Source organism: Salinicola sp. 4072 (genome assembly GCF_036663415.1).
Taxonomy (GTDB): domain Bacteria; phylum Pseudomonadota; class Gammaproteobacteria; order Pseudomonadales; family Halomonadaceae; genus Salinicola; species Salinicola salarius_A.
The window spans coordinates 45,423-59,272 of record NZ_JAXOVV010000019.1; the positions used below are offsets into that span (position 1 = coordinate 45,423).

13 protein-coding genes are annotated in these 13,850 nt (G+C 63.7%); 9 read left to right on the forward strand and 4 right to left on the reverse strand.

Features of this window, described 5'->3' with window-relative positions; all coding sequences use genetic code 11:
- Positions 1-18 precede the first annotated feature (18 nt).
- The gene (locus tag R3F72_RS13280; protein ID WP_332779872.1) at positions 19-1,509 is read left to right on the forward strand and encodes a sodium:solute symporter family protein; all 1,491 of its coding nucleotides are present in this window, start codon (positions 19-21) and stop codon (positions 1,507-1,509) included.
- 77 nt (positions 1,510-1,586) lie between these two features.
- Here R3F72_RS13280 and R3F72_RS13285 read toward each other — a convergent pair whose 3' ends face one another.
- Positions 1,587-2,069, reverse strand: a complete 483-nt coding sequence (locus R3F72_RS13285) for an ureidoglycolate lyase (protein WP_332779873.1) — start codon at positions 2,067-2,069, stop codon at positions 1,587-1,589.
- Positions 2,070-2,455: 386 nt separating this feature from the next.
- Between R3F72_RS13285 and R3F72_RS13290 the strand changes: the two genes are divergently transcribed.
- Positions 2,456-3,895 carry an NCS1 family nucleobase:cation symporter-1 gene (locus R3F72_RS13290; RefSeq protein ID WP_332779874.1) on the forward strand — a complete coding sequence of 480 codons (1,440 nt, stop codon included), beginning with the start codon at positions 2,456-2,458 and terminating at the stop codon, positions 3,893-3,895.
- A 28-nt stretch (positions 3,896-3,923) separates the two neighbouring features.
- Here R3F72_RS13290 and R3F72_RS13295 read toward each other — a convergent pair whose 3' ends face one another.
- Positions 3,924-4,817, reverse strand: coding sequence for a LysR family transcriptional regulator (locus R3F72_RS13295; protein ID WP_332779875.1), 894 nt, complete (start codon positions 4,815-4,817; stop codon positions 3,924-3,926).
- Between the two features lie 157 nt (positions 4,818-4,974).
- Between R3F72_RS13295 and R3F72_RS13300 the strand changes: the two genes are divergently transcribed.
- From R3F72_RS13300 to R3F72_RS13325, 6 genes are all read left to right on the forward strand, one after another.
- Positions 4,975-5,688, forward strand: a complete 714-nt coding sequence (locus tag R3F72_RS13300) for an SDR family oxidoreductase (RefSeq protein ID WP_332779876.1) — start codon at positions 4,975-4,977, stop codon at positions 5,686-5,688.
- Positions 5,689-5,751: 63 nt separating this feature from the next.
- On the forward strand, positions 5,752-6,804 hold the full coding sequence (locus tag R3F72_RS13305; RefSeq protein WP_332779877.1) for an SDR family oxidoreductase: 1,053 nt from the start codon (positions 5,752-5,754) through the stop codon (positions 6,802-6,804).
- Positions 6,805-7,045: 241 nt separating this feature from the next.
- A complete protein-coding gene (locus tag R3F72_RS13310) occupies positions 7,046-7,996 on the forward strand; it encodes a 4-hydroxyproline epimerase (RefSeq protein ID WP_332779878.1) in 951 nt (316 codons plus the stop codon).
- A gap of 66 nt (positions 7,997-8,062) precedes the next feature.
- Complete coding sequence (locus R3F72_RS13315; RefSeq protein WP_332779879.1) at positions 8,063-9,013, forward strand: dihydrodipicolinate synthase family protein; 951 nt, start codon at positions 8,063-8,065, stop codon at positions 9,011-9,013.
- Positions 9,014-9,152: 139 nt separating this feature from the next.
- On the forward strand, positions 9,153-9,815 hold the full coding sequence (locus R3F72_RS13320) for a GntR family transcriptional regulator (protein WP_332779880.1): 663 nt from the start codon (positions 9,153-9,155) through the stop codon (positions 9,813-9,815).
- Between the two features lie 41 nt (positions 9,816-9,856).
- Positions 9,857-11,158 carry an NAD(P)/FAD-dependent oxidoreductase gene (locus R3F72_RS13325; RefSeq protein ID WP_332779881.1) on the forward strand — a complete coding sequence of 434 codons (1,302 nt, stop codon included), beginning with the start codon at positions 9,857-9,859 and terminating at the stop codon, positions 11,156-11,158.
- A 15-nt stretch (positions 11,159-11,173) separates the two neighbouring features.
- Here R3F72_RS13325 and R3F72_RS13330 read toward each other — a convergent pair whose 3' ends face one another.
- The gene (locus R3F72_RS13330; RefSeq protein ID WP_332779882.1) at positions 11,174-12,022 is read right to left on the reverse strand and encodes a bifunctional allantoicase/(S)-ureidoglycine aminohydrolase; all 849 of its coding nucleotides are present in this window, start codon (positions 12,020-12,022) and stop codon (positions 11,174-11,176) included.
- Between the two features lie 17 nt (positions 12,023-12,039).
- The gene (gene puuE / locus R3F72_RS13335) at positions 12,040-12,960 is read right to left on the reverse strand and encodes an allantoinase PuuE (protein WP_332779883.1); all 921 of its coding nucleotides are present in this window, start codon (positions 12,958-12,960) and stop codon (positions 12,040-12,042) included.
- Positions 12,961-13,104: 144 nt separating this feature from the next.
- Here puuE and R3F72_RS13340 point away from each other — a divergent pair, with 144 nt between their 5' ends.
- Positions 13,105-13,836 (forward strand): aspartate/glutamate racemase family protein, encoded by a 732-nt coding sequence (locus R3F72_RS13340; protein WP_087719610.1) that lies wholly within the window; start codon positions 13,105-13,107, stop codon positions 13,834-13,836.
- Positions 13,837-13,850 lie beyond the last annotated feature (14 nt).

Sequence of the window (13,850 nt, forward strand, 5' to 3'; positions counted from 1 at the left end):
CAATTATAAGAGGTCAATATGAACAGTCACGTTTTCCTCGGGGCCTTCATCGCCTACGTGCTCGTCATGATCGCGTTCGGGTGGTGGGTGTCCCGCAACAGTCGCAGCACCGGCGACGATTTCCTGCTGGGCGGACGTAGCGTCCCGATCTTCCTCACCATCGGCACCACGGTGGCGACCATGGTCGGTACAGGCTCCAGCATGGGTGCGGTCGGATTCGGCTATGCCAACGGCTGGGCCGGCGCGCTCTACGGCATCGGCGGTTCCATCGGCGTGCTGCTGCTGGCGTTCTGGTTCGCCCCGGTGCGCCGCTTCCGCTTCATGACCATGAGCGAGGAACTTTCCTACTACGTCGGCGCCAATCGCTGGGTGCGCAATATCGTTGCCGTTTTGATCTATATCGCCTGCATCGGCTGGCTGGGCGCGCACATTCTCGGCGGTGGGCTCTATCTGTCATGGATGGCGGGGATCGATCTGACCACTGCCCGCATTCTGGTCGCGCTGGGCTTCGGTATCTACTGCGTGATCGGCGGCTACATGGCGGTGATCTGGACCGATACCGTGCAGGCGGTGGTGCTGTTCGTCGGCTTCATCGTGATGGCGATCATCGCGCTGTTCGAGGTCGGCGGTTTCTCCGGTCTCGGCGCCAACATGGACATCGCGGCCACCAGTTTCCTGGGCATCGACAAGATCGGCCTGGTGCCGGCGATCTCGCTCGCTGCCGTCATAGCCGTCGGCGTGCTGGCAACGCCCTCCTACCGTCAGCGTATCTACTCCGGCAATTCGGTCGGCTCGGTGCGCAAATCGTTCGTGATTACCGGCATCCTCTATCTGTTCTTCTCGATCATCCCCGCGATCATCGGCATGGCGACCCATGCGCTGAATCCCGGTCTCGACAACAGCAACTTCGCCTTCCCGTTCCTGGCGACGGAAATCCTGCCGCTGTGGCTGGGCCTGCTGCTGCTGGTCGCGGGGCTGTCGGCGACCATGTCCAGCGCGAGTTCGGATGCCATCGCCGGCGTGTCGATCCTGCTGCGCGACGTCTACGTGCTGTTCACCGGCCATACGCCGTCGGCACGCAAGGTGGTGGGCCTGTCGCGGCTGGCGCTGGTCGCCACCATCGGCCTGGCGCTGCTGTTCGCGCTGACGTCCGACAACGTCATCAGCTACATCACCAGCATGATCGCCACGGTCATGGCGGGGATGTTCGTCTGTGGCGTGCTGGGGCGCTTCTGGCCGCGCTACAACTGGCAGGGCGCCATCGCCACCCTGATCGCCGCCTCCGCCACGTCACTGGCGGTGATCAACGTGGATAGCTGGACGACGTTCTGGGGCAACCCCAGCATCCCGGCGGTGCTGGTGGCACTGGTCGTGGGCGTCGTCGTCAGTCTGGTCACGCCGGCCTCGAAGGTGACGCCGGAACAGGCACTCAAGATCATCGACGACGAACGTGAGCGCATGGAGCTGGAGGAAGATCCGGCGGCGGCGGTCAGCGGCAAGACCGCCTGAGCCAACTGCAAATGATGCTTTCGATGCCCCGCTAGCGCGGGGCATCCTCGTTCTCGACTCTCGCCCGCTGATCCGCTCTAGACCACCACCCGGATCGCCATCGGCCGCTCGTCGAGATTGTCGGCGCCAGCGCGGTCAACGACGAAGAACTCGCCCTCGCGCTCCAGCACCGAATGGATCGCGTGCCAGGTGCCGGCGCGGTAGTTGACGCCCTGGCGGCCGTCGGTGACGAAGGCGCGGATCTCGTCCGGATCGATGTCGTCTCCCGGCGGCGCCACGACGACGACGAAGCGCTCTTCGTGCAGCGGCATGAACGCCTGGCTGCCCAGCGGATGGCGTTCGAGCAACTCGAGCTCCAGCGGCAGCGTGACCGGCTGGCTGACGAACACGCTGATCAGCGGCCGCGAAGGGGCGTCCAGGATCTCCACCCGAGCCAGATCGTGATGGCGCTGCGTGCGCCCGCCGTTGATCGCAAATGACTCGCTGATACGAGCGTCGATCACATCGCCGAACGGCGCGAAAGCCTCCGGCGTCAGCTTCTGGGCCTTCAATTCCAGCATGACTCTCTCCCCTTGGTGCTTCGTTCCAATCTAGCTTCGTTTCAATCTAGCGCTTCATCGTATACAAAACGAAACCGTTTTTCTTTTCTGCACTTGTATGGTGCATGCCGCCATCCAAGCGCACATCGATTGTGCGTTTCCAGCCCGACTGGGCCTGAAAGCTTGCTCGCCGCACTCGGTTCATGAACCAGCGCAAGGTTTGGCCGGAACCATGCCATGCGCTGGTCTTTGGGTTAAAAGTTTGAGCGCTGGCGTCTTTTCCAGAAGCGACCCCTTCCCATATCGTTTGCGACTCTCTCTTCTCGTTGTGATGACGGATATGGCACGCATCTTGTATACAAAAACAGGAACCACAATCACAAACCACCCTGCGGAGGGCATCCGCCATGCCACAGCAACCGCACCACTCACCTCACCAGTACAGCGACCGGCTCTACAACGCCGATCTTGCGCCCACCAGGCAGAACTGGAACTGGTACAACATCCTCGCCTTCTGGCTTTCCGACGTGCACAGCGTCGGCGGCTACGTGGTCGCCGCCAGCCTGTTCGCCCTGGGCCTGGCCGGCTGGCAGGTGCTGATCTCGCTGTTGATCGGTATCTGCATCGTGCAGATCTTCGCCAACCTGATGGCGAGGCCGAGCCAGAAAGCCGCGGTGCCGTTCCCGGTGATCTGCCGGCTCTCGTTCGGCGTGCTGGGAGCGAACATCCCGGCGATGATCCGCGGCCTGATCGCCGTGGTGTGGTACGGCATTCAGACCTATCTGGCCTCCAACGCCCTGACCATCGTGATCCTGCGCCTGTTCCCCGACATGGAATCGCTGGCCGGCCCCAGCTTTCTCGGCCTCTCCTATCTGGGCTGGATCAGCTTCATGCTGCTGTGGTGTCTGCAGGCGATCGTGTTCTGGCGCGGCATGGACTCGATCCGGCGCTTCATCGACTGGAGCGGCCCGGCGGTCTATCTGGTGATGTTCGCCCTGGCCGCCTGGCTGGTGTGGCAGGCGGGCTGGGCCAACATCAGCTTCACCTTGAGCGACATCCAGCTTTCCCCCGGCGAGCAGCTGTGGCAGATGGTGATCGCGGCCGCCATCGTCGCCGGCTACTTTGCCGGGCCGACGCTCAACTTCGGCGATTTCACCCGCTACGCGCGCACCTTCGATGACGTCAAACGAGGCAACTTCTGGGGCCTGCCGGTCAACTTCCTGGTGTTCTCGGCGACCACAGTGATGATGGTCTCGGCGACACTGCCGGTGTTCGGCGAGATGATCGACGATCCGATCGAAACGGTTTCCCGCCTCGACAATACTTTCGTTGCCGTGCTGGGCGCCGCGACCTTCGTCACCACCACCATCGGCATCAATATCGTCGCCAACTTCGTCGCGCCGGCGTTCGACTTCTCTAACATGGCGCCCAGCAAGATCAGCTTCCGTACCGGCGGCTTCATCGCCGCCGTCGGCTCGATCTTCCTGACCCCGTGGAACCTGTTCAGCAATCCGGAGATCATCCATTACACCGTCGACCTGCTCGCGGCGGCCATCGGCCCGCTCTACGGCATCCTGATCATGGACTACTACCGTATCCGCCGGGGCGAGATCGATGTTGACGCCCTGTTCAGCGTCGATCCCAGCGGCCCCTACTGGTATCGCAACGGCTTCAATCCGGCCGCGGTGAAGGCGGTGGTCGCTGCGTCGTTGATCGGCATCGTGATCAACTTCCTGCCGCTGGGCGACCTGGGGCACTTCTCGGTCTTCATCGGCGGCGCACTCGGCGCGACTTTCTATGCCATGGCGATGCGCCGCGCCACCGCCGCGGCGGCTGTGGCGTCATGAGCTGAGCAACGCTTTCGGCCTGCCAAGGCTACGGCCGGATATCCGCCAGAGCCGCGACCATAGCATCGAGAAACAGGCGCGTCTTACGCGGTAACTGCTTCCCCATGGGATACAGCGCCATGATCGGCGCTTCGCCGAGATGCCATTCCGGCAGCACACGCTCGATGGTTCCCGCCGCCAGATCGGCGGCGACATCGACCTGAGACTTGATAAGAATCCCCTGGCCCGCCCGCGCCCAATCGTAAGCCGCATCGGCATTGTTGACCGACAGCCGCGTTTGGCCGATCCCGGAAGCGGCTCGCCCGTCGTCATTTATGAGCCGGACGTTCGCGGTGAAGCTGCCATGGCGAATGAAGGCATGCGCCTTCAACGCATCAGGCGTGGTGGGTCGACCATAGCGGTCGAGATATGCGGTCGAGGCCACCAGTATCCGGCGATTGTCCGCCAGTTTTCTCAACCGAAGCGTGCTATCGGCTGGCTGCCCGATGCGAATCGCGATATCCACGCCATCCGCGACCAGATCGACCAGAGAGTCATCCAGTCCGAGCGATACCTTGAGCTGGGGATGGTCCTCGCTGAGCTGAAGCAGGACCGGCGAAACGTGGCGACGTCCGAAAGAAACGGGAGCCACGACCGTCAAGGTGCCGAAAACTTCATCGCGGCCCGAGACCAATCTGGCTTCGCCGATCGCCAAGGCCTCTAAGGCTCGCTCGACATCGTTGCGTAGTCGCTCGCCCTCTTCCGTCGCGGAAAGAGCCCGGGTGGTGCGATGGATCAATTCGACGCCGACACGCTGCTCCAGCGATTTCAGCCGTTTGCTGACAACGGCAACACTGGTATCTAGCTCGCGTGCCGCGGCAGAAAGACTGCCTAAGCTTAATATGTAGCAGAAGGTCTTGAGTTCATTGAGATCATCAAGCACACGACACCTTTATCAACCCATATTTGAATATGTTTCTAACATAAGACCATTTATATCGCTCAATGCAACAGCTAAGCTGATTTTCGATCACGGTTGATACGAACAATTCAATCTTTGGCCATCCCCCTGAATAGAAAGACACGTCGGGAGTCATCATATGTTTTCACTCGAGCAACAGCGCGTTCTCGTCATCGGTGGTAGCTCCGGCATCGGCTTGGCAACGGCCATGAGCGCTGTGGCAGCGGGAGCTGCTGTCACCATCGCCTCACGTTCGCAGGACAAGCTGGACACCGCCGCCGCTCGAATCGCCGGCAGCGTCGAAACTGCGACACTCGACACCAGCGACAATGCAGCCATCGAAGCGTTCTTCGCCAATCATGCGCCTTGGGATCACATCGCTATATCAGCAGCCCAGACTCCGACTGGACCGGTAAGAGAGTTGCCGCTAGATCAAGCCCACGCCGCGCTCGAAAGCAAATTCTGGGGGGCATACCGCATTGCGCGTGCAGCATCGCTCAATCAAAGCGGCTCGCTGACGTTCGTTTCCGGCTTTCTTGCCGACAGACCGTCGGCCAGCTCGGTGCTGCAAGGCGCGATCAACGCAGCGCTGGAAGGCTTGGCCCGCGGCTTGGCACTCGAACTGGCCCCGGTACGCGTGAATGCCGTTTCACCCGGCATGATTGATACGCCGTTGTGGCATGGCATGGACGAGGCCAAGCGCAACCGGACCTTCGAAGCGGTCGCTGACGCATTGCCCGTCGGTCGAGTCGGCCAGGCCCAAGATATCGCCAACGCTATCGTTTATCTGATGGCGACCGGCTTCGCTACGGGCTCCACGGTCCGCGTGGATGGCGGCGGCGCCATCGCCTGACGCCCCGCCCCCGAAAACAGCTTCGAACACGATATCGCCAATGCACCATCCAGGAGTCATGTCATGAGCACAGGCACTCAGAATCCCGTTGCCCTTGTCGCCGGCGCCGGCGGAATCATCGGCCATGCTACCGCTCACGAGTTGGCCGACAGCGGCTGGAAGGTACGCGCTCTAGGCCGACGAGACGTAGAAGGTTTCGATACCCTCAAGGCCGATCTCACCGACCCCGAGACCACACGCGAAGCCCTGAAACGGGCGGCCGACACGACGCATGTCTTCTATGCGGCGCTAAAGCCGGGAGACGATCTCGCCAAGGAAGCGGAAGAGAACGGCCAGATGCTGGCCAATCTCCTCGATGGGCTGAAAGCCGTCGGCGCGCCGCTCCAACGTGTCGTGATCTACCAGGGGTTCAAGATCTACGGTATTCATCTGGGGGCCAAGGTTCGCACGCCCGCGCGTGAATCCGATCCGCCGCACATGCCACCCAACATCTATCAATCACAAGAGGCTCAACTCAGCGCGCGCGCCGAAAAGGCGGACTGGGACTTTGTCGCGTTGCGGCCAGACGTGGTGGTGGGCGATATCCATGGCAATCCGATGAACATCGCACTGGTGATCGGCGTCTATGCCGAAATTTCTCGCGCGCTGGGGATTCCGCTTCGATTCCCCGGCAGCGACAAGGCGTTCCAGCAACTCGTGCAGACCACCGATTCCGCCCTGCTCGGACGCGCCAGCCGCTGGGCCGCTCTACACGCGCCGGGTGGCGAAGCCTACAACGTCACCAATACCGATACCTTCCGCTGGGAGCGGATGTTTGGCGACGTCGCCAGACATCTCGGCATGCCATCTGCCGAACCGGTGCCGCTGAACCTTAAGACGCACATGGCTGACAAGGGCCCGCTCTGGCGCGAGCTGGCTTCAAAGCACAATCTGGTGGAGCCGGACCTCGCCAAACTCGTTGGCTGGGGATTTGGTGACTTCATCTTCCACACTGAAACCGACGTCGTCTCCGACACCAACAAGATCTACTCCGCGGGTTTCACCGAACGCATGGATTCGAGTCAGTCGCTGCTGGCCGCCATCGATAGACTCAAGGCCCAGCGAATCATTCCTTGAGCCTGCATACCGCAGGAAAACGGGATTCTCGAAAGGGCGTGATTCACGCTGAGATCTTCTCTCCTTTCCTGGTCTTCTCTTGCCGGCGCCTTTGGCGCCGGCTTTTTCGTTTTCCCTTTGTCATACGGTATGACTTCACATCGCGCCACGAAGATTGTATAAAATCTACAATATCGGGAAATTCATGCGTTCGGTGCCTGCCGAACGTTTCGCAGGTCCGCTCAGATCGGGGGAAACCAGCATGAAGCGCATCCACGTCATCGATTCCCACACCGGAGGAGAGCCGACACGCCTGGTCATGTCCGGCTTCCCGGCGCTGCCGGGCGACACTCTCGTCGAGAAGCGCGATGCGCTGCGGGAATCCCACGATCACTGGCGGCGCGCCTGCCTGCTCGAACCGCGGGGCAACGATGTCCTGGTCGGCGCGCTCTACTGCGAGCCCGTCACGCCGGGCGCGACCTGCGGCGTGATCTTCTTCAATAACACCGGCTATCTGGGCATGTGCGGTCACGGCACCATCGGCCTGGTGGCGTCGCTGCATCATCTCGGGATGATCCAGCCCGGCGATCACCGGATCGATACCACCGTCGGCCCGGTCAGCGCCACGCTGCACGAAGACGGCGCGGTGACGGTGCGCAACGTACCGGCCTACCGCTATCGCCAGCGCGTGCCGGTCGAGGTGCCCGGCTACGGCGTGGTGCATGGCGATATCGCCTGGGGCGGCAACTGGTTCTTCCTGGTCGGCGAGCATGACCAGACGGTGACGCTGGCCAACGAGGAAGCGCTGACGGCCTTTACCTGGGCGATCCGTCAGGCGCTGGACGCACAGGCGATCACCGGCGAGAACGGCGGCCACATCGATCATATCGAGCTGTTCGCCGCCGACGACACCAGCACCGGCAAACCGGCCGACAGTCGCGATTTCGTGCTCTGCCCCGGCAAGGCCTACGACCGTTCCCCCTGCGGCACCGGCACCAGCGCCAAACTCGCCTGCCTGGCGGCGGACGGCAAGCTGGCCCCCGGCGAGACCTGGGTGCAGGCCAGCATCACCGGCAGCCGCTTCGAGGGGCGCTACGAGTGGCAGGGCGATCGCGTACTGCCAGCCATTACCGGCAGCGCCTACATGACCGCCGATGCCACGCTGCTGATCGATGAAAACGATCCGTTTGCCTGGGGCATCACCGCGTCGTAGCTGTTCGCTCAGTCATTTCCGAAAAGCCATTCCCGACAGACCATTCACGGATTTCAGAGGACAACCATGAACGACTCCATCTTCACCGGCTGCATTCCCGCCCTGATGACCCCTTGCACCGCAGACCGCACGCCGGATTACGACGCGCTGGTCGCCAAGGGTCGCGAGCTGGTCGATCTCGGCATGCGCGCGGTGGTCTATTGCGGCTCGATGGGCGACTGGCCGCTGCTGAGCGAGGCCGAGCGTCAGGAAGGCGTGGCGCGACTGGTCGCCGCCGGCGTACCCGTCATTGTCGGCACCGGCGCGGTCAACTCGAAGGAAGCGGTCTCCCACGCCGCCCATGCGGCCAGGGTCGGCGCGCAAGGGCTGATGGTGATCCCCCGCGTGCTCTCCCGCGGCACCGCCCCTGCCGCCCAGAAGGCGCACTTCTCGGCGATTCTGAAGGCCGCGCCCGAGCTGCCGGCGGTGATCTACAACAGCCCCTATTACGGCTTCGCCACCCGCGCCGAGCTGTTCTTCGAGCTGCGTCGCGAGCATCCCAACCTGATCGGCTTCAAGGAGTTCGGCGGTGCAGAGGATCTGCGCTACGCGGCCGAGCACATCACCTCCCAGGATGACGAGGTCAGCCTGATGGTCGGCGTCGACACCCAGGTGTTCCACGGCTTCGTCAACTGCAATGCCACCGGCGCCATCACCGGGGTCGGCAACGCGCTGCCGAGAGAGGTGCTGCAACTGGTCGCGCTCTGCGAGAAGGCCGCCAAGGGCGATCTCGTGGCCCGGCGCCAGGCTCAGGAGCTGGAATCGGCGCTGGCGGTGCTATCCTCCTTCGATGAAGGCGTGGATCTGGTGCTCTATTACAAGCAGCTGATGGTGCTCAACGGCGACAGCGCCTACGAGCTGCATTTCAACGAGAGCGACGCCCTGAGCGATGCCCAGCGGCGCTATGTCGAGACCCAGTACGCGCTGTTCCGTGAATGGTACAAGCAGTGGTCGGCGCAGCTCGGCAACGTCGGCTAGCGAAACCTGCCGGTCGCGCATGCGTCCGTCGTCAAGGCCGATGCCGCGTTCCGGCGAGACGGGAAATGGCGGGAAAAGTCGGCGAGCGCCTCCTGGATTGCATACAATATCCAACATTCTGCAGACACGATGGCACTCCATGGCGACTTTCAAGACCCGAGCCCAGCACGTGGCGGACGACCTGCGCGAACGCATTCTCGGCGGCGAGTTCAAGGGCGGCTCCCAGCTGCGACAGGATGCGCTGGCCAAGGACTACGACGTCAGCCGCATTCCCGTCCGGGAGGCGCTGCTGACCCTGGAATCCGAGGGGCTGGTGGAATTTCACGCCCATCGCGGCGCCTTCACCACCGAACTCTCCGTGGCGGCGATCCGCGAACTGTTCGATCTGCGTGTGCTGCTCGAGACCTACGTGCTGCGCTACGCGATCCCGAACCTGACGGCGGCGGACCTCGATCACGCCGAAAGCATCCTGCGCCAGTACGACGCCGCGCTCGATTCCGGCAGCCAGATCGACAACTGGAGCGACTACAATTTCGCGTTTCACCACGCGCTGTACGCCCCTTCCGGGCTGCCCGAGACGCTGGCCATGATCGGCCAGTTGAACACCAAGTCCGGGCGTTATATCCGCATGCAGCTGCTCTATACCCGCGAGATCGAGAAGGCGGAACTCGAGCACCGTCAGCTGCTGGAACTGGCGCGCCTGGGCGACGTCGACAAGGCCTGCCAGTTGCTGGAAAACCACATAAAAGACGCCGCGGAGGGCATCGCGGCGGTGCTGGAAAAGAATCTGCGCAGCGCCTGAGTCGCTGCCCGCTCCCCATCGATCTGGTCGTGAGGTAGTGCATGTCGGACTCATCTCCTTCGGCTTCGTCCGATGCCGATATCATCGTCGTCGGTGCCGGCCTCGTCGGCGTGACCAGCGCGCTGGCACTGGCGCGACAGGGCCAGCGCGTGCTGGTCCTCGACAAGCAGGAACCCGGGCGCGGCGCCTCCTACGGCAACGCCGGGCATCTCGCCACCGAGCAGGTCTTCCCGATCGCCGACGCCTCGATCCTGACGTCGCTGCCCGGCATGCTGATGGATCCGATGGGGCCGCTGCGGCTGGACTGGAAATATCTGCCCCGCGCGCTGCCGTGGCTGACCCGACTGGTCCTGAACCTGCGCCCGGCGCCGTTCCGCCAGAGCGTGGCCGGCATCCGCGCCCTCAACGAACGCAGCCTGGCGGCGTGGCAACGCCTGCTGGCATCGGTCGACAGCAGCCACCTGCTCAAGGCCGATGGCTCGCTGCTGGTCTACGAGAAGCCGGAGTCGCACTCGAAGCTGGAAGCGCTCGAGTCGCGCATGCGCGAACAGCAGGTGCCGGTCGAACTGTGGGATGGGAACGCGATCCAACGCGCGGCGCCGCAGCTCTCGAACGCGCTGCTGGGCGGGCTGTTCTTCCCGGCCACGGGCCATGTGCTGGACCCGTGGCGGGTGGTCACGACCCTGGTGGAAGCTGCCCGGCGCGAGGGCGTCCGTTTCGCGCAGGAAACCGTGCAATCGGCACGGTTGACCGCGAAAGGCGTCGCCGTGACGACTGACGCCGGCGAACGCGAGGCCGGCCAGGTGCTCATCGCCTGCGGCGCCCACTCGGCAGCGTTGACCGCCCAGCTCACCGGCAAGCGCGTACCGCTGGATACCGAGCGCGGCTATCACCTGATGCTGCCTCGTGAGCATGACCGACTGCCCTTCGCGGTGACCTCGCTGGAGCGCCGCTTCATCATGACGCCGATGGAAACCGGCCTGAGGCTGGCCGGCACCGTGGAGTTCGCGGGACTGGACGCACCGCCCAACATGGGGCGAGCGTGGCAGTTGCATCGCCTGAGCCGGGGCCTGTTCAAGAACGATCTCGACGCCGAGGATGCGACGCCGTGGATGGGCTTTCGCCCATCGCTGCCGGACTCGTTGCCGATCATCGACCGCCTCGAGAATGGCCGCGTGCTGCTGGCCTTCGGCCATCATCATCTGGGGCTGACGCAATCGGCGATCACCGCCGAGATGATCGCCAACCTGGCCGGCCCCGCCGAACACGACGCCTCTGGCACATCGGCCCACCGGGACGACCTGCCGCCGCTGGAGCCTTATCGGCTCGCCCGTTTCGGCTGAGCGAGGTCGATCCCGTCAGGAGAGGCTGAGCTTCATGTGCCGGTTGACATCCTTATATAGCAGATAGCGAAACGGCTCCGATCCGCCGGCATAGCAGGATTGCGGGCAGAACGCTCGCAGCCACATGTAGTCGCCGGCCTCGACCTCGACCCAATCCTGGTTGAGGTGGTAGACCGCGCGGCCCTCGAGCACGTAGAGGCCGTGCTCCATCACGTGGGTCTCGTCGAACGGAATAACGCCGCCCGGCTGGAAGGTGACGATGGTCACGTGCATGTCGTGGCGCAGATCGGCGGGATCGACGAAGCGCGTGGTCGCCCAGCGGCCGTCGGTGTCCGGCATCGGCGTCGGCGCGATCTGCTGCTCGTTGGTGACGAAGGGTTCCGGCGCCGCCAGCCCCTCGACGAATTCGTACGCCTTGCGGATCCAGTGGAAACGCACCGGCGCATCGCTCGTGTTGCGAAGTTGCCAATCGCAGCCCGGCGGCAGATAGGCGTAGCCGCCCGGCGCCATCGCGTGCGTCTCGCCTGCGATGGTCAGCGTCATCTCGCCCTCGACCACGAACAGTACGCCCTCGGCACCTCTGTCCGGCTCCGGCCGCTCGCTGCCGCCGCCGGGCGAGACTTCCATGATGTACTGCGAAAACGTCTCGGCGAAGCCGGACAGCGGCCGCGACAGCACCCAAAGCCGAGTCTTCTCCCAATGCGGCAGAAAGCTCGTGACGATATCGCTCATCACCCCCTTGGGAATGACGGCATAGGCCTCGGTGAAGACCGCACGGCCGTGAATCAGCTGGCTCTGCGGCGGCAGACCGCCGTGGGGGGCGTAGTAGGTTCGTTTAGGTCCATCGTAGCTGCGTTGTGACATGAGGGGTTCCTTGCTTTTCAAGCCGGATGCTCGGCAGCCCAGTGGCGGGCAATATCCACACGGCGAGTTATCCACACCCGGTCGTGCGCTTCGAGATGATCGAGGAAGCGCTGCAGCGCGCGGAAGCGGCCGGGTCGGCCGACCAGCCGGCAATGCAGGCCGATCGACAGCATCTTCGGCGTCTCCGCGCCTTCTCCGTAGAGCACGTCGAACGCATCACGCAGGTACTGGAAGAACGGCTCGCCGTGATCGAAGCCGGTCGGCGAGGCAAAGCGCATGTCGTTGGTGTCCAGCGTGTAGGGGACGACAAGATGCTGATGCGTCTGGCCCTGGCTGTCCTCGGCCGGCATCCAGAACGGCAGGTCGTCGCCGTAGTAGTCGCTGTCGTAGAGGAAGCCGCCCTGGTCGAGCAGCAGCCGCCGGGTATTGGGGCTGTCGCGGCCGGTGTACCAGCCCAGCGGCAGCTCGCCGTAGAGCGACTGGAAAATGGCCAGGGCGCGTTCGAGATGCTCGCGCTCGACCGCTTCCGGCACGTTCTGATAGTGGATCCAGCGATAGCCGTGGCAGGCGATTTCATGACCCAGCTCACGGAACGCCTGGGCGACTTCCGGATTACGCTCCAGCGCCATCGCCACGCCGAAGATCGTCAACGGCAGACCGCGCCGCTCGAACTCGCGCAGCACGCGCCACACGCCGGCCCGCGAGCCGTATTCGTAGATCGACTCCATGCTCAGGTGGCGAGCGGGGTAGGCCTCGGCGCCGGCAATCTCGGAGAGAAACTGTTCGGAGTGGCTGTCGCCGTGGAGGATGCTGTTCTCGCCGCCCTCTTCGTAGTTGAGGACGAACTGCACCGCGACGCGGGCCCGGCCCGGCCAGTTGGCTTGCGGTGGCGTGCGGCCATAGCCGATCAGATCGCGGGGGTAGTCTGGGGAGATCATGCGCAGCGCCCTTGTGGTTGCCGAACCGATCGACGCGAATCGCGTCTCATCGGCCATCGTTGTCGATATTGTATTCAAAGTCGTTTATTTTTGTGGACAAAATAAACGTACCGCGATTTTTCCCTCTCGCCAAGGTGGCAAGCCATGCGTATTCACGTCATCAATCCCAACACCACCGCCAGCATGACCGACAAGATCGGCGCCTGCGCCAGCCGCGTGGCCGCCGGGAACACGCAGATTCACGTCAGCCAGCCCGACAGCGGACCGGTGTCGATCGAAAGCCACTTCGACGAGGCGATCAGCGCCGTCGGCGTGCTCGAAGAGATCCGTCGCGGCGAAGCGATGGGAATGGACGCCTACATCATCGCCTGTTTCGGCGATCCGGGCCTGCTCGCCGCCCGGGAACTGACCCGCGCGCCGGTCATCGGCATCGCCGAAGCCGGCTTTCACCTGGCGACGCTGATCAGTACGCGATTCTCCGTGGTCACGACATTGCAGCGCACCGCGATCATTGCCGAGCACCTGCTCGACCAGTATGGATTCCGCGATCACTGCCGGCGAGTCCGTGCCACCGACCTGCCGGTGCTGGAGCTGGAAAATCCGGCGGGCAACGCCTATCAGGCGCTGCTGGAGGAGTGCCGCCAAGCGAGGGACGACGACGGCATCGGCGCCATCGTGCTGGGCTGTGGCGGCATGGCGGATCTCACCGAGCGGCTGACGCTGGACCTGGGCATGCCCGTCATCGAAGGCGTCAGCGCCGCGGTGAAACTGGCGGAATCGCTGGTCTCGCTGGGGCTCGGCACCAGCAAGCACGGCGACCTCGCCTTTCCCCGGCCCAAGCCATTCGTCGGGCGGTTCGCCGACTGGGGTGAGTGATCATCGGCCACGGT